This window comes from Shewanella sp. SM74 (genome assembly GCF_025653725.1).
Classification (GTDB): domain Bacteria; phylum Pseudomonadota; class Gammaproteobacteria; order Enterobacterales; family Shewanellaceae; genus Shewanella; species Shewanella oncorhynchi.
Map to the genome: position 1 here is coordinate 13,631 of NZ_JAKKRZ010000036.1, position 21,391 is coordinate 35,021.

General features: G+C 45.9%; 14 protein-coding genes and 1 riboswitch. Of the genes, 6 read left to right on the plus strand and 8 right to left on the minus strand.

Features of this window, described 5'->3' with window-relative positions:
* Positions 1-85: 85 nt before the first annotated feature.
* Genes L5M49_RS22255 through L5M49_RS22265 form a run of 3 tightly spaced genes read right to left on the minus strand, consistent with a single transcriptional unit; the run spans position 86 to position 4,597 of the window.
* Positions 86-1,279, minus strand: coding sequence for a lipocalin-like domain-containing protein (locus tag L5M49_RS22255; protein WP_211085776.1), 1,194 nt, complete (start codon positions 1,277-1,279; stop codon positions 86-88).
* The gene (locus L5M49_RS22260) at positions 1,279-3,933 is read right to left on the minus strand and encodes an ABC transporter permease (RefSeq protein ID WP_263266847.1); all 2,655 of its coding nucleotides are present in this window, start codon (positions 3,931-3,933) and stop codon (positions 1,279-1,281) included. The genes L5M49_RS22255 and L5M49_RS22260 overlap by 1 nt, the downstream gene beginning before the upstream one ends.
* A complete protein-coding gene (locus tag L5M49_RS22265) occupies positions 3,923-4,597 on the minus strand; it encodes an ABC transporter ATP-binding protein (RefSeq protein ID WP_263204464.1) in 675 nt (224 codons plus the stop codon). The genes L5M49_RS22260 and L5M49_RS22265 overlap by 11 nt, the downstream gene beginning before the upstream one ends.
* Before the next feature lie 448 nt (positions 4,598-5,045).
* Positions 5,046-5,175, plus strand: a riboswitch (glycine riboswitch).
* A gap of 250 nt (positions 5,176-5,425) precedes the next feature.
* On the opposite strand from L5M49_RS22265, the gene L5M49_RS22270 reads away from it, so the two are divergent.
* The 3 genes from L5M49_RS22270 to L5M49_RS22280 all read left to right on the plus strand — a co-directional run bounded on the left by L5M49_RS22270 (position 5,426) and on the right by L5M49_RS22280 (position 13,327).
* Entirely contained in the window at positions 5,426-6,784 is a 1,359-nt protein-coding gene (locus tag L5M49_RS22270) for an alanine/glycine:cation symporter family protein (protein ID WP_263204465.1), read from the plus strand.
* Positions 6,785-6,928: 144 nt separating this feature from the next.
* Entirely contained in the window at positions 6,929-12,262 is a 5,334-nt protein-coding gene (locus L5M49_RS22275) for a PAS domain S-box protein (RefSeq protein WP_263266848.1), read from the plus strand.
* A gap of 48 nt (positions 12,263-12,310) precedes the next feature.
* Complete coding sequence (locus L5M49_RS22280) at positions 12,311-13,327, plus strand: two-component system response regulator (protein WP_028759378.1); 1,017 nt, start codon at positions 12,311-12,313, stop codon at positions 13,325-13,327.
* Positions 13,328-13,415: 88 nt separating this feature from the next.
* On the opposite strand, the gene ygfZ is transcribed toward L5M49_RS22280, so the two are convergent.
* Both ygfZ and serA read right to left on the minus strand, forming a co-directional pair.
* A complete protein-coding gene (ygfZ, locus tag L5M49_RS22285) occupies positions 13,416-14,378 on the minus strand; it encodes a tRNA-modifying protein YgfZ (protein ID WP_212600467.1) in 963 nt (320 codons plus the stop codon).
* Positions 14,379-14,532: 154 nt separating this feature from the next.
* Complete coding sequence (gene serA / locus L5M49_RS22290) at positions 14,533-15,762, minus strand: phosphoglycerate dehydrogenase (RefSeq protein WP_105251515.1); 1,230 nt, start codon at positions 15,760-15,762, stop codon at positions 14,533-14,535.
* 154 nt (positions 15,763-15,916) lie between these two features.
* On the opposite strand from serA, the gene L5M49_RS22295 reads away from it, so the two are divergent.
* Together L5M49_RS22295 and L5M49_RS22300 are read left to right on the plus strand one after the other, a co-directional pair.
* The gene (locus L5M49_RS22295) at positions 15,917-16,525 is read left to right on the plus strand and encodes a DUF2238 domain-containing protein (protein ID WP_105251516.1); all 609 of its coding nucleotides are present in this window, start codon (positions 15,917-15,919) and stop codon (positions 16,523-16,525) included.
* 394 nt (positions 16,526-16,919) lie between these two features.
* Positions 16,920-17,585 carry a helix-turn-helix transcriptional regulator gene (locus tag L5M49_RS22300; protein ID WP_014611267.1) on the plus strand — a complete coding sequence of 222 codons (666 nt, stop codon included), beginning with the start codon at positions 16,920-16,922 and terminating at the stop codon, positions 17,583-17,585.
* 174 nt (positions 17,586-17,759) lie between these two features.
* On the opposite strand, the gene L5M49_RS22305 is transcribed toward L5M49_RS22300, so the two are convergent.
* From L5M49_RS22305 to L5M49_RS22315, 3 genes are all read right to left on the minus strand, one after another.
* A complete protein-coding gene (locus L5M49_RS22305; RefSeq protein ID WP_263207151.1) occupies positions 17,760-19,265 on the minus strand; it encodes a curlin in 1,506 nt (501 codons plus the stop codon).
* Between the two features lie 14 nt (positions 19,266-19,279).
* The gene (locus tag L5M49_RS22310; RefSeq protein WP_131525368.1) at positions 19,280-19,699 is read right to left on the minus strand and encodes a curlin; all 420 of its coding nucleotides are present in this window, start codon (positions 19,697-19,699) and stop codon (positions 19,280-19,282) included.
* A 552-nt stretch (positions 19,700-20,251) separates the two neighbouring features.
* A complete protein-coding gene (locus L5M49_RS22315; protein ID WP_263198134.1) occupies positions 20,252-20,779 on the minus strand; it encodes a DUF4124 domain-containing protein in 528 nt (175 codons plus the stop codon).
* Positions 20,780-21,265: 486 nt separating this feature from the next.
* Here L5M49_RS22315 and L5M49_RS22320 point away from each other — a divergent pair.
* A partial coding sequence (locus tag L5M49_RS22320) for a transposase (RefSeq protein WP_263142520.1) occupies positions 21,266-21,391 on the plus strand: 126 nt, incomplete at its 3' end.

The window sequence follows — 21,391 nt, forward strand, 5'->3', positions numbered from 1 at the left end:
GCTTAAGATCATTCTCTGAATAACTATCTTGTTATGTTACTTCGCGCTGACTTAGCATTTCTGGTTATAAGAACTATGTTTGGGCTCAATAGCCCGTTAGCTCCATATAACCCGTACCTGTATGGCTGCCAGAGAGATGCACTGGGCCTTCCCAGTAGGGCGTTGATAATGGCATAGCGCTATTGGGATTGAGCGGGGTGATAGTGAGATCGATATTTTCGCTGGGGATTTTGACTTGCCAGCTAACGGGATAGTCGCCATTGACTGTGTGTTGCCATTTAAGAGGCGTCATCTGAATGTCATTGGGATTGTCAGTGGAATTGATGTTGCGCCCAGTGCCATCGGCAAACATTCTTCTGGCGCTATAAAATGCTGAGATAGGTGCATTCTTTGCGGACTCTGCCGGAGACTGATCCCGTAGCTGAAACAACATCAGCGTCGAGCCATCATTTAACCTGAGCGCGAACCAATCCCAGCCCTGTTGCGTTTTAGTGAGGAATTGCGAGCTCCATTCCCTGTCGAGCCAACCTTGGCCTGTGACTTGCTCCACTTTGCCATTGCGGTTGATTTCACCTGAAATTTCAATAAAGGGTTGGCTGTAATAGTAAGAGGCTACTTGGCCGTCGCGGCTTTTAAGGCTATAGCCGTTAACGCCTTGGTATTGCAGTGGCGCTTGGCTATTAAGCTGAAGTCGATAGCTAAAATCAGAATTCTCCACCGTTAAGGTCGCGGGAAAGAGTGCATTGGTTTCGCTCTGCCAGTGCCAGTTATCGAGGCGGATTTGATAAGGATCTAATTTCACCTCGGCAAACTCGCTATGGCGGCGCGACCACTTTTCGTGAGCCAGATGAGTTTGACTCGAGGTTAATGCGCTGTGGGCCAAGTAAAGCTGCTGAGTCTCCCACGTGGATTCATTTTTGGGCGTTGCATCTGTTACTTGCAGAGTTGTTTCTTGCGGAGCAGGGGGTTTAAGGGCGACTCTAAACTGAGTCCACTGAGCGCCGAGTTGCTCACCTGTTTCTGTCGTTAAATTCGCGGTCAGATACCACCATTCCTGGCGAAAGCCATTGTGCGCCAAGTGATCCCGCGGAAATTCAAATCTATAGCCGGGAACAACAGGCGTAAAAGCTAAATCATCTTGATTAGTAGAGGTTTTCCCCACCACATTGGCCATGGATTTGGACTGAGTGTTTTGCGTCGATGGCGTTTTATCACAGCCGCCGATAAGCATTAACCCAACTACTGCCCATACAATACTGTTTAGATTGAGTGTTTTCATCACAGTGTCTCCTGTTGCAGACTGGCGACCAGTGGTTTGCGGGTTTGCCAATACAGCGGTAAGAGTACGGCTAAGGTGCAGGTGGTTAAGGCAATCAGTATTGCATGGCCGTAAGCTTGCCAATCCCAAATCATTTTTATCGTCCAGCCAAAGGCTTGCAAGGTGATCTTATTAATAAGCAGGTAACCTAATAGCGCGCCCGTTGGCATAGCGAGCAGGCAAGTGATCAGCACCACAATCAGCATCTGCATAAACACCATGCCGCGCAGAGCATTACGACTGACGCCGAGGGAATACAGCCGTGCCAGTGGCGCTTGCCTTGCCTGAGTCAACATTAAGCAGGCACTAAAGAGGCCAATCGCGGCGACAATCAAGGTTAAACTATTCAGCACTAAGGTAATGGAAAAAGTGCGTTTAAACATAGCGATAGCTTGGGTTTTAATCTTAGTTTGGCTGTAGATTTGTGCTTGGGATAAACCTAACTCAGTCGCCAGTTGGACTTGTAGTTGATCGAGTTCTGCTTCACTTATCCTACTGCCTTGCTCTTTACCGTGAAAACTCGCCGCTAAACTGACTGGCAGTACAGGTAACTGGGCCCGTTGCCAAAGTGGCTGGCTGATAATGACCTCGTTTCGGGTATTGCCGTGGTCATAATAAATGCCGCCAATAATGGCTTTGCTGTTACCTGTTTTCTCAAGCACATCCAATGACACAGTATCACCAAGCTGTAATTGGTATTTGATGGCTAGAGGTTCGCTCACCAATACAACGGGTGCATTAAAGTAGGATTGCCACAATGTGGGCAGGCTTTCCTTAAGCGCACTGGTGTGCCGAGTCGAAAATTCATCGCGGCTGAGTAGGCTAATTGGAATCGTCAACTCGCTCGAATTATTCGTCGATGCTGGGAGTGAAAGCTGGGCTTCAATTTGCCATTGTTGATAAAGACCGCTGACTCTTGGATCGTGCATCAGTTGGGTTTGAATCGTGTCGATGCGCTGGCTCGGTGGGCGGATATAGAGATCGGCATGCAAGCGGGTTTCTAGCCAAGTCCGCAGGGTTTGCTCGAAGCTACCCACTAGGGTGTTCATTGATACATTGGCACTGAGCGCCAGTAAGATCGCCATCATAGCAAGGGAAAGCGGTGCGATAAGCTCACGGGTTTCGGCGAGCAGATATTGCCAAAGTCCGGGGCGCGCCAAGGGCATTAACGCACTGACACCCCAATGCAATAATTGAGGCAACAATAAGGGAATAGCGATAGCGACGATGCCGAGCAACACTAAGCTGATGTTATAGCTTTGGCTGAAGGGAAACAGCAACGCCGCTAAGGTCAATAAGCCACAGGCTAAGGCAAATTGAATGCTATGGGTTTTGCGGTGTGCCTGCATTTGCTGATAACGATTCGCCCCTTGTGCCAATGCTTGGCGCGTAAGATCTAAATACAAGGGCAAGCAAGCGGCGAGCGCGGCAATTAAGGTGAGGACAATTGCCTCAAAAAGCCAAGTCCATTGCCAAATACCGGGGAGCAAGTGGGCGCCATACATTTGCTCTAAGGTCATAGCGACCATAGGTTGCAGCCAGTGGCTGAGTTGCAAACCACTGATAAAGCCCAGACTTGAGCCTATGACAACTAACAAAATTAATTCGAACATCAGTGCCGTCATCAAGGCGCGGCGCTCGATTCCTTGTTGTAATAACTGCACTAACAGTTTTTGCCGTTTCATTAGGCTGTAGCGCACACCGTTGTAGGCGATAAAGAGGCCGACAACAAAGGCTAACATGCTCATAGCATTAAGATTAAGGTGAAAACTGCGGGTCAATGCTATCAGTGCTTGGCCTTGATCTTGTTGGCTAAAGCTGGCCTTCTGGGGCGTAATCCCTAAAGCGTCGAGTTGGGATTTTAGTTTAGGTAGGTTTTCTCGCTCACTGAACATGGCGATATAGCTCAATCGGCCTTGCATGTTCAGTAATTGCTGGGCGAGGGACATATCGGCCAAGATGGCGCTGCCAAGACCAAAACTGTCATCAATTGCAATGACATCTAAGGTGCTATTTTCTAAAACAAGTTTACCGTCGGGTGCCACTTTGGCTGCTAGGCTGCGGCTCATGATTACTGTGGCTGCGCCGCTGAGGAGATCGGCAATCGGTAAGTCATTCATCTGTGGCGAGGTAGCTGATGGTGTGTCGGTCGAGGCGTTACGTCTCGATTTTTGTAGTGTCAATGCGGCGACCAAATCGCTGCCTTCCAGTTGCCAGAACTGACCGTTTTTACCGGAGATTTTGCCACTCACGACGGCAAGACTCTGACTTAATCCGGCTCGTCTCAAGGCGAAATAGACAGATTCATCTAAAGTGTTTTGTCCTAGGGGCGGCGTGAGTAGCACATCGGCGCGTTGGCTCAGTAACTCAGTCGCCTCGCTATAGCTGCGCACGGCATTGTCGTTGGTTGCTTTAACCCCAATCAGCAGAGTCACAGCTAATGCGATACCGAGCAGAATGGCACCTGCTTGTATGGGCGCATGGCGATAATGGGCGATAAACACTTTTAGGCTGAGCCACGTCAGCCTAAGCCAAGTTTGCTTAAGTCCAGTCTGTTTAAGTTCTGTTTGCTTAAGCGCTGTGGGAGTCGCCTTAGTGAGCCGTTTATTGTTCATAGATAGCGACTGCACCTTGGGATAAATGCCAACGTTTTTGCATAAAGGCGGCGCATTCTTCGCTGTGGGTGACCATTAAGATACTGGTTTGGCTTTCCCGTGCCAGTTCACACAGTAATGCCATGACTTGCTTACCCGATACATCATCTAAGTTACCCGTAGGTTCGTCGGCCAAGAGTAAGGTTGGTTTGTGGGCTAAGGCGCGGGCGATGGCGACACGTTGTTGTTGACCGCCTGACAGGGCTTCAACTTGGCGGTGAAGTAATGGCAAGAGCCCTAGTTTTTCAACCAGATAGTCACACCAGGCTGACCACGGCTGCGCGGTTAAACTTAAGGAGAAGGCGATATTGTCTTTCACGTTGAGTGGCGTGAGTAAGTTAAATTGCTGAAACACGACACCTAAGGAATTACGTCTGAAACGGCTCCACTCTTTATCTTGCCAAGTTGAGGTGGATGCTTGTTCTACCAAGATTTCACCCGAGTCTGGCATTTCAAAACCGGCGATCAGGTTGAGTAAGGTGCTTTTGCCGCTGCCGCTGGGACCTGTAAGCGCCACGGTTTCACCTCTGTGGATCTGTAGATTAACCGCTTGCAGTACTTGATGATATTGCTCACCATCGCGAAAGCCTTTGGTGACTTGGTTAAGCTTAGCGACGTCGGCCATTGAGCAACTCCTTTATATCCATTGGCGGCGGGTGTGGTAAGCCGTGTTTCAAACTGCGGCGGCAACTTACTTAGTGGCCGCAATTTAGCATTGCCATTCTATGTTCAAGATAAAGCATTTTCTATTCAGATAGATACTGATTTTTCTTGTAATAGGATCATCCACTGAGTAACAAAACATAAATCGTCATTTGGTGTAAAAATAGTCAACTGGATTAAATCCTCCGCGAACTGTGAGCAAACGGCTTGAGCTGACGCCGCATTTGTTGCATTCTGTGCGTCCTGTTAGCTTGGGAGTAAATCTCAATCTAGCAATCCGTTCGGATGAAGGTAGCAGGAGAGTGGGGAATTGACCCCACACCGACGAGGCAACTTTGGTTTTACAGAAGCGAGTCTTCTTATAAAAAACAAAGCACTCTTTCAGGTGCCGATAGGCGTGGACTGTTACTGGACGAGCCTCTGGAGAGACTACCAGTTGCACTCATTGTGCAATCAGGTGGCGCCGAAGGCGAAAGTGTCGTGGTGTTATTGTATAACCTGCGACGCGAAACGCTCAGGCAAAAGGACAGAGGAGAGGATGACTGCACAGTCCCTGTCGTTTGTCGTCGTGGGCTATTTTTACTCTTTTGCTTGAGATGGAGCACTTTTGCTCTTATTGAAAGCACTCGTGTAGAGCTCTCGCTTGCTACGCTTTTAGCGTTCGGCTTAGGCGATTCTCGGCCGAGATTAGGTCAAAATAGTTCGCTATAGCGTCCGACTGCGGCGCGTCACAGCCATTTCTTTTCCTCCTCCGTTTATTAATTTTGTTGTTTAATATTCGAGGAATATCATGAGTTTTCAAGCTTTACTTGCCAGTATTAATGGCATCGTCTGGGGCCCAATTACCCTTTGTTTGCTGGTGGGTACAGGGGTTTACCTCACTGTGCGTCTCAAGCTTATCCAAGTATTTCGTCTGCCGATGGCGATGGGATTGTTGTTTAAACCCGCCAAAGGTCATGGGGATTTATCTTCCTTTGCAGCGCTTTGTACGGCGCTGTCCGCCACTATCGGTACCGGTAATATTGTCGGCGTGGCGACGGCAATAAAAATGGGCGGGCCAGGGGCGTTATTTTGGATGTGGTTGGCGGCATTTTTCGGCATGGCGACTAAATATGCTGAATGTATGTTGGCGGTAAAGTACCGTACCACCGATGCTCGTGGGCAGATTGCGGGTGGCCCTATGTATTATATCGAGCGCGGCCTTGGTCTACCTTGGATGGCGAAATTGTTCGCTCTCTTTGGGGTTGGTGTGGCCTTTTTCGGTATTGGTACTTTTGCACAGGTCAATGCCATTAGCGATGCGCTGACGATCGCCTTTGAGGTGCCGACTTGGTTAACCGCGGCCGTACTGACATTTTTAGTGGCCGCAGTTACCTTGGGTGGGGTTAAGCGTATTTCAAATGTGGCGCAAAAACTTGTGCCTGCGATGTCGATTGGTTATGTGTTGGCCTGCGTGTGGATCTTAGTCGGTTTCTCCGAGCAGATTTTACCCGCCTTAGCTTTAGTGATTGAATCTGCCTTTACGCCACTCTCAGCTGCGGGGGGATTTTTAGGGGCGACAGTCGCGCAGGCGATTCAAATCGGTATTGCCCGAGGTGTGTTCTCGAACGAATCTGGATTAGGCAGTGCACCCATTGCCGCCGCTGCCGCTAAGACCAATGAACCCGTTGAGCAAGGTCTCGTCAGCATGACGGGTACTTTCTTCGATACCATTATCATTTGCACTATGACGGGGTTAGTGCTGATCATCACTGGGGTATGGAGTGGTGAGACTGCGGGTGCCGCGATGACGAGTGCTGCTTTTGCTCTGGGAGGCTCAGCGCTTGTGGGTCAGTATTTGGTGACGATTGCGCTAGTGTGTTTTGCGTTTACCACGATTTTGGGCTGGCATTATTATGGTGAACGCTGTTGGTATTATTTAGTCGGTGAGCGCGGATTACGCATGTATCAAGTGGTGTTTTTGGTGCTGATTGCGGGTGGTGCTTTTATCAAACTGGATGTGATTTGGTTGTTGGCCGATACGGTTAATGGTTTGATGGCTATCCCTAACTTGATCGCCATTGTGGGCTTGAGGCATATCATTATCGCCGAAACCCAAAGCTATTTTGCTCGTATCTTACCTAATCAAACCTTAGAGACGGCTTCTTAGAGACGGCTTATTAGTGTTTTTAAAACAATAAATTACTTCACATTATTTTAACTTTGACATTGTCGCCACTAAATTCTTCGTTTACTTTATAAGTGCTATTTTTAAATGCAGTGCTTATAAAATCGGGGGCTTTAGGGCGACGCCATGGAAAAAAGTAAACTTCGTACTTTTCGCAGTAGGATTTTATCCCACATAGCCTTGCCTCTCATTGTAATTATGGCGAGTGTTTATAGTGTAAACGCTTGGTTTAGTTATATCTCCTCAGAGAATCAGCTGTACCATAGCCTGACACAAGAGGCGAGTCATTCGGCTTCTCGTCTGCAGTTTCTGCTCGAACATGCGCAGGCCAACACCCAAGGTCTTGCTGATTTTATTGGTTTTTTGTCAAGTAAAGAAGACATGAATGACACTGAGAGTGTTAAAAGTGTCTTGATGAATCGAGTCAAACGTCATCCTGACTTTTTTGGCTCCGCAGTTGCATTTAAACCCAACACTTTTCCTAACCGCAAGCTCTTTTCTCCCTATGTTTACCGCGATACAAGTGGTGGTAACGATTTACACTACCTCGATATTGGCGCTGAAGGCTACGACTATACCGATGGCACTTGGGATTGGTGGAGCAAGGCTATCAATCAAGCGAACGGTTATTGGTCAAAGGCATACTTTGATGAGGGGGCGGGGAATATTCTGATGGTGACCTATTCGGCTCCTTTTGGTGCGGTAGGTAATTATTTTGGGGTTGCGACGGTTGATTTAGCCTTAGATGGATTGCCAAAACAATTGGGGGTTGCACCAAATCGTCTGGTGGTTTTAGACGACCAAGGGCGGCTTATTTATCATATAGATAAAGAAAAAGTGCTGGCAACGACTTCAGCCCAGTGGCTCGATAAGAATAAAGATAAAAATGCCGATTTTTGGACGCTACAGGATAAAAGGCTTGATGGTCAAGCAAGGTTTGTTGATAACCAAGATGTTGTTTATCTTGCGAGTATTGCGACTGTCCCTCAATTAAAGTGGCGTGTGATTGTATTCGCGCCAGAACAAGATTTATTCAACTCCCTACTTGATGATCTAGCATCTATTATCCTCAATTTAAGTTTATTAACCCTCTTATTATTGCTGACTTGTTATCTGGCGGCGAAACGATTAACTCGGCCGTTAGAGCTACTCGAGTCGGGTATCTTGTCCTTTGGACAGGGTAAAGCTCAGCAGCTCATTGTACCTAAAGGTGCCGTGAGTGAAATAGTGACGCTGAGTACTACCTTCAATCAAATGGCGGAATTACTCGCAGAACGTGAACAAGCCATTCTTGATTCCCGTGGCAACCGCTTTGCGCGCCTAATTGATGGTATGAGCGATAAATCTTTCTATTGTTCCCTAGAACCTAATGGTCAACTCGCCCAAGTCAGTGAGGGGGTAACTAAGGTGTTGGGGATTACCCCTGATTTGCTCAAGCGAAAATATCAAAGGCTCTTCTCGGCTAATCCCCTTAATGAGAAAAACTGGGAATATACCGATTTGGCCTTAAAGGGCCAAAATGTGCCTTCGCATCAAGTTGAAATGCTGGATGAAAAAGGGCATTTAAGAAGGCTCGATGTATTTATGCAGCCGTTATTATCAGATACGGGTGAGTTAATGTCGGTGGAGATGTTATTTACCGATGTTACTGAGCAGTTTTCAGCAGCAGTCTGGTCAAATGCCGTACTAGAAGCCGCTCCAGAGGCCATGCTCATTGTCGACGAACTTGGGAAAATCGTCTTTACTAACAGTCGCTGTCAGCAGCTCTTTGGATACGAATCGGGCGCTATGCTGGGTTTGCAGGTTGAGGCATTATTGCCGCAAGAGTTAGGAAACGGGCATGTACTTGAGCGGCAAACATTCCTGCGCGAAGGCCGCGATAGAGGCATGGCAAATGCGCGTCATGTTCGGGCTTTAAAAGCCGATGGTAATGAATTTATTGCGGAAATAGCGCTGAGTATTCTTCCCCCTGCCTTTGATGGACAAAGGCAAGTGGCGGCTTCAATACGCGATATGACACAAAAACTGGCCGTTGAGCAGAAGATCCGTGATAGCGAACAGCGTTTTCGTGGCTTAGTGACTAATATTCCCGGCGCCGTTTATCGGACTCGTATCGCGGATGTATGGTTCATGGAATATATCAGTGACAATATTGCTGAGATTACGGGTTATGCAGCGAGTCAGTTTATTGAAAATCGCCAACGTACTTTTGCTTCGCTGATTTTAGAAGAGGATCGGCCTACATGTCATTTGCATATTGATAGAGCACTCGCGCAGCAAGAAACCTTTGAAGTGGAATATCGTATCCGCCATCGCGATGGCAGTGTGCGCTGGGTGCATGAGAAAGGTAAGGCAAGTTATACCGAAGAGGGCGTTCCACTTTGGTTCGACGGCAGTATTGATGACATCACAGAGAGTAAGCTTGCTATAGGGCAGTTGGAGGCTTCGCGCCTGCAATTGACCAATATTACAGAGTCAATTCCTTGTACCGTGTACCAATTGTTATGGCACTCGCCTACTGATCGCAGATTTACCTTTCTCTCTGGTGCGGCAATGAAAATGCTGGGGCTACATCGTGATGATCTTATTAGTAATTTTGACACCATCGCTGAGCGGATTTTTGATGACGAAAGGCCGGATGTCGTGCGGGCACTTTCGGGTAAGAGTGAAGATAGGTTTCAATGGATCCGCGAGTTTCGTTATCGCCATCCCAATGGCAGTATACGTTGGATGGAGGCGGGGGCGAGCGGCCATGTAGAAGAAGATGGCGCCATTACTTGGAATGGGTATGTAATGGACATCACCCAACGCAAGAGCATAGAACAAGAGTTAGCCCTAAGTGAAGCGCACTTTAAGGCTCTGTTCGATGGTGCGACCATTGGTATCGTCAATGTGGATGTTAAAGGCGTTATCTTAGATTGTAATGACCAATTTTGTGCCGATATGGCGCGGTCAAGGGAGAGTTTACGCAATACCGCAATTTTTGAGGTCCTTAGCGCGCAAGATAAGCATATTGCCAAGGCGCAATTTAAGGAATTGGTCGGTGGCAAAATTGACCATTATCGTGGCGAGAGGAGTTTTATTCGTCCTTCCGGTGCGCCTTTATGGATGACGGTCAATGTGTCGGCATTGTTAGATGCCCAAGGACAATTTGAATCGGCTGTGATCAGCATGGTCGATATGACAGAGCTTAAATTGCTCTCCGATGAACTGTTACTTGCCAAAGAGCAAGCCGATGCCGCCAGTAAAGCAAAGGGTGACTTCTTGGCGAATATGTCCCACGAAATACGCACCCCAATGAATGCCATTATCGGCATGTCCCAGCTGTGTTTACAGACCGAATTAGATAAAAAACAGAAAAACTATGTGGAGAAGATTGAGCGGGCATCGCAGTCTTTACTGTCTATTATCAATGACATTCTGGATTTCTCTAAGATTGAAGCGGGTAAGCTCGACATAGAATCTGTGCCATTTCAGCTCGATACTATGCTGGAAGATCTTAGCGATATGTTTTCTGAAAAAGCCGCCCACAAGCAGATTGAATTGTTATTTGCAGTCGCCCCTAACGTGCCGCGTTATTTATATGGTGATTCGCTACGCTTAGGTCAAGTGTTGATTAACTTGATGAATAACGCCATTAAGTTCACCGAGCGGGGTGAAGTATTACTGTCGTTAAATCTTGTTGAACAGCAAGATGATGATGTCGTGCTGCGTTTTAGTGTGCGTGACAGCGGCATAGGCTTAACTGAGCAGCAGCAAGCAAAATTATTTAAATCCTTTACCCAAGCGGATACTTCAACCACCCGTAAATACGGTGGTACAGGCTTAGGCTTGGCTATTTGCAAGCAACTCGTTGAACTCATGGGGGGCAATATTGGTGTCGAAAGTCAATTTGGTCATGGCAGCACCTTCTATTTCACTGTGAAGTTACAAATTTCTGAGGGCCAAAAATTAGTGCTTGAGCAAGAGCTTGAGGGCATGTCTGTGCTGGTGGTAGATGATAACGCGACCGCCAGAGACATAATGCGTACAACGCTCGAAAGTATGGGCTTTAGAGTCGATACGGTTCGTTCAGGTGAAGAAGCAATAAGCCGCTGCTTACTGCAGACCTATGAAGTGGCATTAATCGATTGGAAAATGCCCAGTATGGACGGGTTAGAAACCGCCCGTCAGATCCAACTACAGGCTAAGTCTCAGCCTAAGATCTTGATGGTATCCGCCCATGCGAATCATGAATTTATCACTCAAATTGAGCAATTAGCACTGGCGGGGTACATCAGTAAACCCATCAGCGCCTCACGCATGCTCGATGGCATAATGAATGCGATTGGCCGTGAAGGCATATTGCCAGTGAGACGCCGCACTGAAGAGCTGGCGCCGCAGTTATTATTGCCACTTCAAGGGAAGCGTATCTTATTAGTGGAAGATAACGAGATGAATCTCGAAGTCGCCAGCGAGTTTTTAGAGCAAGTGGGGATTATTTTATCCATAGCGACCAATGGCCAAATTGCCTTAGATAAGCTATCCCAACAGCATTTCGATCTAGTGTTAATGGATTGCCAAATGCCGGTCATGGATGGTTATCAAGCCACTCAGGCGATAAGAAAAAGACCCGCGTTGGCAAATTTACCCGTCGTCGCCATGACGGCTAATGCGATGGCGGGCGATAGGGACATGTGCATCAGGGCGGGCATGAACGACCATATTGCCAAGCCCATAGAAGTGAATGTGCTTTATCAAACCCTATTGAAATACCTCGGATCTTCTTCTGGAATTTCTGCGGCGATAAGGGCAGAAGCCTCAACTCAGTTAACTTCGTCCAGCGCACAGGGGGAAGTCAGCAATGGCGCTGATAAAACGGTATTGCTCAAGTGGCCAGAACACCCTGAGTTGGATATCGATAGAGGTTTGCAACTGGTACAGCATTCGACGCGTCTTTATCAACGAATCTTTGATCGTTTCGTGAGCAGTCAACGTAATGTCGTGGAGCAGGTTCGCAAAGCCATCGCGGCGAATCAAGTCGAAGATGCCGTGCGTATCGCCCACACCCTTAAAGGCTTAGCGGGCAATTTAAGTTCGGCAAAATTGGTGGAATTAGCGCGTTTGCTTGAGTTGCATTTAACAGAGAAAGCGCCCTATGAAGATGAGTTAGTTCAAATTCAACCGCTAGTGGCCTCTATCTGCGATGCGATTGAACACGCTAAGCCTGTGATAGTGAATCAAGCCGAGCCTCAAGCGGTGGACTTGCTATCAGATGAGGACTTGAGAGCCGCATTACGGGTCTTACGTCAGAATCTAGATGAAGCCGATGCCAGTGCTGTGGCAAAAATTGATGCGTTAAAGCCGAAGGTGAGCAGTGCAATGTGGCAAACATTAAGCCCCGCTTTATCTATGATTAACCAGTATCAGTTTGATGAGGCAATCGACTTAATTGACGATGTGATTACACAGTTAGGATAGAAAGCGGTAGCGCGAATTTATAATGCGTGACATTGAGTGGAGTTGTTAATGGAAAAAGCAACAATATTAGTCGTCGATGACACACCTGAGAATATCGATATTTTGATTGGTATTCTAGGTGATGATTACAAAGTCAAAGTGGCGATCGATGGGCCAAGGGCATTAGCGTTAGTGACAAAATCGCGGCCCGACTTAATTCTGCTCGATGTCATGATGCCAGGTATGAATGGCTATGAAGTCTGCAAGCTGCTAAAGCAAGAGCCGCTGACCAGCCATATTCCGGTGATCTTCGTGACCGCCTTATCTGAAATTGCTGATGAAGCCCAAGGTTTTGCATTGGGCGCGGTGGATTACATTACTAAGCCTGTCAGTGCGCCTGTCGTTAAAGCGCGGGTTAAAACGCATCTTGCGCTCTATGATCAAAAACGTCTACTTGAACAACAAGTTAAAGTTCGTACCCACGAATTAGAAGAAACCCGTTTCGAGATTATCCGTCGTCTTGGTCGTGCCGCTGAATACAAAGACAACGAGACGGGTCTACATGTTGTGCGTATGAGCCATTACGCCCGTATATTAGCGATAAAGCTCGGCTTACCGACAACCTTTTGTGACTTGATTTTTAATGCGGCGCCTATGCACGATATTGGTAAAATCGGTACGCCCGATGCTGTGCTGAAAAAGCCAGGGAAACTTGATGCGCAGGAATGGGAAATTATGCAGCAGCACGCCGCCATAGGTGCAGAAATTATTGGTGAACATAGCGATCCGTTATTGCAAATGGCCCGCCGTATCGCCTTAACTCACCATGAGAAGTGGGATGGTTCAGGTTACCCCAATGGCTTGGTAGGCGAAGAAATTCCCCTTGAAGGGCGTATCACCGCGATTGCGGATGTGTTCGATGCGTTGACGTCCCAGCGTCCTTACAAGCAGGCTTGGACGATTGAAGCGACTATGGAGCTATTTGAAAATCAAGCGGGAAAACATTTCGATCCTAAGCTTGTGGAGGAGTTCAAGCAAATCCTGCCAGAAGCAATTGCTATTCGAGATACTTATTTAGAAAATTAATGCTCGAAGTGCATTGACTAAGATAAAGGCGCCATTGGCGCCTTTATTCTGCTTCAATATTTTATACTAATCATATTAAATCAAAGTATTATGCTTCATCTAATGAGTAAGGCAGGGCTTGGATCGTTAAATGTGATTGTTCATCGTCGGCAAAACGTAGTTGAGTATCATTAGCCGTGTCATTAGGAAGTACGGCGGTTAACAAGACTTGGTTGCCGCGCTGTACAAACTCAATGATTTGACCGCCACGGCGAAAACTGTCTTCCATCGCGATTTCAAGGCCTGATGCTAGGTTGATTTGAAGATTGGTGTGACCGCGCAAAATATACAGGGCGCGTTTATTACCACCGCGATATTTCATTCGCGCTATGGTTTCTTGTCCCATGTAGCAGCCCTTGTTGAAGCTGATACCGTTAACCGCTTGTAGATTACACATCTGCGGTACGTACTGGCTGGCATGGCTGGCGGCAAGGTTGGGGTAACCTGCTGCAATCTCTAACGCTTGCCATGCACTGGCGTCAAATACACTCAGTTCCGATTGCGCAACTAAAGCTGCTGCGGCATCTGGTGTTAATACTAAAATAAAACGTTCAGCGTCTTTTAAAATCGCACCATTTTCAATGAGTGTGAGCTCTTGCTGAATGTCACCAAAATGTTTGTTCACGAATTGGCTTGCCTGTTCACCGGCAACCCCGAGCAGAGTCCACTCAGCGGATGCATTGCTTAGGGTGGCTTTACTAAACACGGCATATTTTTGTAACTGGGGTAAATCGACTTCGATGGCATCCTTTGGCATCAACATAAAGAGTGCATCTTGAATGGCAAAGGTTCTGAAACTGGCCAGCATTTTACCTTTAGGATCGCAATGCGCGCCCCAGCGCCATTGATCTGTGGCCAATGAGCTGATGTCTGTGGTCACTTGGCCATGGATAAAACTGCGGCCTTGTTCTCCAACGACTTTGATGAGGCCCAAATGAGATAAGTTGGCAAGCATAAGTGGAGGCAAGGTAGCGTCCAGATCCCAATGGGGCGTAGAAACTGAAATAGTCATAGCGAGATCCTGAAAATGAAGACGATGTGAGAGGCTAGATTGTAACGGAATTCCAGTTGGCTCAAAAGCATAAGGCGCACATATCTGTGAATGATCTGTGCGCCTTAATATGTGTGCTTTAGTCGATAGGCTTAAAGCGAGTGGAGTTTAAAGTTTAAAACAGCACGCGGGTACGTAATGTACCTTCAATGGCTTTGAGTTCAACTAAGGCTTCTTCCGCTTGAGTTGTATCTACTTCCATCACGACATAACCAATTTCTGCGGTGGTCTGCAAATATTGGGCGGCGATGTTGATGCCTTTTTCCGAGAAGGCTTGGTTGATCTTGATCAACACGCCCGGACGGTTTTGGTGAATATGCAGCAAGCGCGAGGTGCCTTTATGCGTTGGTAATGACACTTCAGGGAAGTTAACCGCAGAAACGGTTGAGCCGTTGTCTGAGTATTTAGCGAGCTTACCCGCGACTTCGATACCAATGTTTTCTTGGGCTTCGGCCGTGCTACCGCCGACATGCGGCGTGAGTAGAACATTGTCTAAACCGCGTAGAGGACTGATAAATTCATCGTCATTCGATTGTGGTTCAACGGGGAACACATCGATTGCGGCACCTGCGAGGTGACGTTCTTTTAACGCAACGGTTAAAGCTTCAATATCGACTACAGTACCGCGTGATGCGTTGATAAAGATGCTGCCCTTTTTCATTGCTGCAAACTCGGCAGCGCCTATCATGTCTTTTGTTTGTGGAGTTTCAGGGACATGTAAGCTAACCACATCAGCTTGTGCTAATAGGAGTTCCAACGAATGGACTTGTTGTGCGTTACCTAGCGGCAGTTTGTCTTCGATATCGAAGAACACGACGCGCATACCTAAGGTTTCCGCCAGAATGCCAAGCTGAGTACCAATATGGCCGTAACCAATCACACCTAAGGTTTTACCACGCACTTCATAGCTGCCCGCTGCGGTTTTCATCCAGCCACCACGGTGAGCGATAGCGTTGCGTTCAGGGATACCCCGCATCAACATAATGATTTCGCCAATCACTAGTTCTGCAACACTGCGAGTGTTTGAGAATGGCGCGTTAAATACTGGGATACCAAGGGATTCGGCGGTGGCAAGGTCAACTTGGTTGGTTCCAATACAGAAACATCCTATCGCGATTAACTTCTCGGCACGTTTCAGCACCTCTGCAGTTAATTGGGTACGCGAACGAAGTCCCACAAAATGCGCATCTTTAATGGACTCAAGTAAGGCTTCATCGCTTAAGGAAGCTTTGTGGTATTCGATATTGGTGTATCCCGCACGTTCAAATACATCGACCGCAGATTGGTGGACGCCTTCCAACAGCAGGATCTTGATCTTATCCTTGTCCAGCGAATGTTTCGCCATGATATGGGTACCCTCTAATTAATAGAAATGTTTCTTATGATATGCTCACAACCTTCACCCACCAAAGTAGCACTTTTTTTGCTCAGTGTGGAGGGCTAGATGGCTAAAGTTAATATTCTAAATTTAGAACAATATCGCATAAGAGGAAGAAACATTGAATAACAAAATCGCATGGTGCGGTATTTACCTCTCAGTTTTGGTGTGGTCGGCGATAAAACCCGCAGATCCTTTCACATGGTGGCTCGAAGCCTTACCTGCATTGATTGCTGTACCGATTTTATTCTTTACTCGCAAACGTTTTCCACTAACACCTCTAGTGTATTTTCTCGTCTTAATACACTGCTGTGTGTTGTTTGTAGGTGCTCATTATACTTACGCTGAAGTGCCGTTATTCGACACGATTGCCGATTGGATGGGTTCAGAACGTAATAATTACGATAAAGTGGGTCATTTTGCGCAAGGTTTTATCCCAGCCATGCTCGCCCGTGAAATTATGTTGCGTAATCAAGCTGTCAAACCTGGGGCTTGGTGCGCGTTTCTTGCTACTTGTTTTGTGCTCGCATTTTCGGCGTTTTATGAACTGATCGAATGGTGGGTTGCCGTGGCAACCGGCGAAGGGGCTGAAGCCTTTTTAGGGACTCAAGGCTATGTATGGGATACCCAATCCGACATGTTTCTTGCCCTCATTGGCGCAATTGTCGCGTTAGCTTTACTGTCTCGTTTTCAAGATAAACAAATCGCGAGACTCAAGCAGAGGATTTAGCGGCTAAAAGTGGATGATGCTCTCTGTTTGAGTTGTAAGACTTTCTTCCCTGAAATATATGGTGTGAGTGTGATGACATTGAGTTGTCATACTTTAGTGTTGTTATTGTGTTTTCTTTGTATTGCAACTTTGGGTTGATAACGTCATAGTTGGAAAGTATTAGGTGCTGGGCGTTGGCCAAGTAAAACGGTATTTTTGACTGTTATTCCATTTTATTGTGGTGAGTTAGTCGAACCTACTAGCATTAAACAGGGAATAGTACATTTGGGTGATGTTTTTCAATCGTTAACTAGTCAGAATTAACTAGGTTAATGGAATGTTGAAAAATCTAACTAAAAAGACGAGTCAAACATACCATTTTGCAATAGAGAATACTTTTCAGGGAGGAGAGTCATTGAGCACAATTAATGAATTGGTTTTTTTACACCAAATGGCCGCGCCATGTCATTTAGCGTTACTCGCTGAATCCATAGGTTTGAAAACGCGTATAGTAAAGCATGCGGCTGAACTGGATTTAGACAAGAGTCGCCGTAGTTTTTATCTGATCACCCAAAAAGGTTCAGCATTAGATAACAAAGGGATACCTCTGTTAGCTTCGCGATTAGTGTCACATTTTCCTGTGGCGCTGTATCAAGTTGAGCGAGACTCCTTAGACCAAGAATCTGCAATGTTACTCGGCATTCGAGGTATTTTATTTGCCGATCAACGTATGGATCTGATGTTAACGGGTTTACGTAAAATGGTGGCAGAGGAACTTTGGTACGATAGAACTTTGCTAAGCAAAATGTTCCGCCGTGTCGTACAAAAGTTAGAAGGTAATAATGAAATGCCCTCTGATACTGTGGCTATGCTGCAGATGCTGACATCCCGTGAACGCACTATCATTCAATTCGTATCGAGTGGTGCGAGAAATAAAGAAATCGCTCATAGGTTATGTATCAGCGAACATACAGTGAAGGCGCATATTTCTTCTATTTTCCGCAAGACCCAGTCTCGTAATCGGGTTGAGCTTTTACGTTGGGCGCAAACCTATCAAACTCACTTTGAGCTGTGCAGTTAGTCAGTTAAAGATATTGGTCGTTAGCTTTTCGCTGTGAGTGGTTAATGTTAATGATTACTAGCATATCAACATAGAAAAGCGGGAATGTTTATTTAAACATTCCCGCTTTTTGTTTAACACCCTTTTTATAAACCACCACCAAAGAGTTTAGCTGTGGTGGTTTAACAGTATTGACTAGTATTGCACTACAGTGGCAACGTTCATATTGCCTGATTGGTTCACGTTGATGCTGTTGTTAGTGCCTGCTTGAGAACCTAACACTAAGTTGTCATTACCCGTTTGAGTGATTGACAGGCTGTTATTGTCACCGCTAACGCCAAATGAATTTGATGCAAATGAAGTGTCGTTATCGCCGCCTACCCAGTTACCGTTACCTGATTGAGTAATTTGCGCGGTGTTTTCATCACCTTCAATAATCAGGTCAATAACGTTAAGATCGCCACTTTGAAGTGCGCTGACATCGGCATTGTTGTTGCCAGCAACAGAAATCAATGTTTCGTTCTCAGCGCCATCTTGCTCAACATCAACTTCGTTATCGCTACCCACGGCATCTACATAAGCAAAGTTCTCATCACCTTCTTGACTAACTTCAATACTGTTATCTTCACCATCAGCGAAGGCAATGATTTCGTTGTTATCGCCTTTAGAAGATAAATCGAAGTCGTTATCTGTGCCGTATGCACCAAAGGTTGCGAAGTTCGCATCGCCTTTTTGTTTCAAGTCAACGTCGTTGCTATCGCCCCATACTTGGAACTCTGCACCGTTGACATCGCCTTTTTGAGTGATAGTAATATCGTTATCATCACCTTGGATATCGGCCACTAACGTATCACCGATAGTGTTGCCGCTGCCATTTTGGGTAATATCGACACTGTTGTCATCACCCGTAGTCATCGCAAGATAAGCCGTGTTGCCGTTACCTTTTTGATCCATTGAAATATCGTTTTTGCTGCCCGCCAGTGCGTAAACGAAGCCTACATGGTTATCACCCTTTTGGACCATGTCTACTTTGTTGTTGTCGCCTGCAATACCCTTAGCCGCGCCAAAGTTGTTGTTACCCGCTTGATTAACAGAAACGTCGTTGTTGTTACCCACGTTAGCGGTTAAATCAAGGGCAATTAAACCCGCTTGGTTGTTGTCACCGATTTGTGTGATTTTACCGTCGTTGTTGCTGCCTTCAACGCGAAAAACTGCAAAGTTTGCGTCGCCTTCTTGCTCAACAAACACGCTGTTTTCAGCGCCAGTGATTTCAACTTGGCTTTCGTTGACTTCGCCTAATTGGTTAACGAATACCGTGTTATCGTTGCCAGTAACATCGCTACTGCTTTGGTTAAAGAAACCATCTTGCGACACATTTACATTGTTGTTGTCACCTACAACACTTGCACTTGCCACATGCCAGTCAACTTGTTGCGTTATTTGGACCTTGTTATCAACACCCGTTGAATTAATAGCCGCTTCATGCCACACGCCATCTTGGATGACGGTTGCGGTTTGAGCTGTACCTGTTTGCACAACCGCTGCAGCGTTAAGGCCACCCGTTTGTGAGACTAAAGTGTCTTGGGCTTGGCCTGACTGTACTACGCTAATTTCACTCACTGTACTGGCAGCAAAAGCTTGACCGCTTAAACCTGTTGCAATGGCCAAAGCAATAAGTGATTTTTTAGCTTGTGATTTCATGTGACGCTCCCTGTTTAATATTGAGTTATTGAGATTGCAGCACCATCCGCAATCTGTTGAATCGAAAAGTTGCCGCTTCCTAGTTGGTTCAGTTGCACGAGATTGTCATTGCCAATTTGTGTCACTGAAGCCGTATTTTGACCGCCGACTTGCAGTAGCTGGACTTCATTGTTTGAACCAATCTGTGTGATTAGCGCATCGTTATCATTGCCCACTTGTGTTACATCGGCCTTGTTATCGCTGCCTGACTGGAACAGTAATCCTTGGTTGGCAGTGCCTTGTTGAACCAGCTCGATAAGGTTATCGCGACCGGAACGTTCCAGTAATGCCTGAAGGGTTACGGGTAACTCGTTGACATTCAGCTCTTGTGCTGAAGTCATACAACTACAGAGCAAGATCAGCGGCACCAAAAAGCGTATAGAGGTATTTGGCACGGGTGACTCCTTGCATCAAATAGCTTGGGCTGCTTAAAGCAACTTGCATCCCAAATTCAGACCTGAAGATACGAGTCCCGTTAATATGTCGCAATTGGCCAAACGGGTATTTATTCTAGAAAGGATTAACGGAAGGTAAATGATAGCTGTATTTATATCGTATTGATTAAATAGATTTTATATGTTTATTGACGTGTTTTTATTTAAGGGGTCTAGTCTAGTTGTCCTAGTAGTTAAGTCGTATTTGTTGTGAAGCGAGTATTTGTTTTTAAACAATGCAATAACAAGTGAAGGGAAATACATCGACTATCGCGTTTGCATTTTCTTGATAAAAAAGCACGCGTTTGTGCCAGCGAGAAACTGCTGAGGAGTTTAATTAACTGTAGCAACCTATGTCATTTACCCTGTGTGCAACAACAGGCTTCTTGTCATTGCGGTAATGAATCCTAGGTTAAACAAAGGGACATTACTGTGAGCGGAAAATTAACCATTATTATGATTGAATTCCTTAATGGGGTAGAGAAAAGATTAATACTACTGTTTTATGCGAGATCAGTGCTTTTCTGGTTCTTTTAACTCTTCATGGAATGCTTCTGTACTGATTTGGCTTTTACGGTCTTGCAGTTGTTGCATCGCGCTGTTATTACTCACAGTTAACGCATTGAAGCGAGTATTGATATCGTCCATCTCGTTAATGTATTCAGGATCGGTTTTCTCTTTATTTTGCCAATAACGCTTACGTTCTAATTTCTGCAATTCACTGGCGCGCAGGATTTCAAAATAGCTATTTTCCTGCTTAAGACGATATATCTCGCCGTCGAGTAACTGCAATAATTTTTCTTTAGAAATGGTTCGACTATTCAGTAGAGTGTGTAAGGGATCGACAGGAATGTCTCTTTTATCAGAGTCTACTTCAGTCGTTATCCCTAACTGGTATTCGATTTTATGTTGGCTAAATTCCTGCGGACAAGCGGTTTGGCTAAAGACAATTTTGTCATCTTTACGGCATTTATAAATGGTATTTGCCTGTATTGCAGTGGGCAAAATAACACAAATTAGGGTGAGTATCAGTCTTGCCATGAGGCCACAAATCCTTTGTACACTTGCATAGCTATTATGATTTAATTGTTTGATTAAGCATGATAAATAATGATTGTGACGTTTACATTATTATGCCTTTATAACCGTTTTTTATTAGGCTTAACCGGCTGTTAAGCCCAATAAATTAAAGGATTAGCCATGCATCATTAGAAGGTCAAATTCACTCGTCAATGTCTGCTGCTAATCATTTACCTTAAATTAACATCTGCATCATACTATGGCGTAAATTTAGGGATAAAACCAGTTTTTTGACGCTTCAAATTTTTGGCGCTTGGATTGATTCTAAAGAAGAAAATAGCTTCTGGTCGGTCATTAGGTAAATAAAAAGGAGCGACTGCTCCTTTTTATTGTCATCCTAAAACCACCGCCTCTGGCGGTGGTGATTGTTCCTTGAGGCTATAGCCTGAATTACGCCCATGCTAAAAGAGACTTCTTATTCACCACAAGTAAGAGGAAACGAAAAGCATGGGCGATTATAGAAGTTCATCACATGTTTATTGGCGTTGCAAATATCATATTGTTTGGACTCCGAAGTACCGTTTTAAAATGTTAAAAGGAAACCTTGGTAAGGAGTTATACAGGTCAATTTAT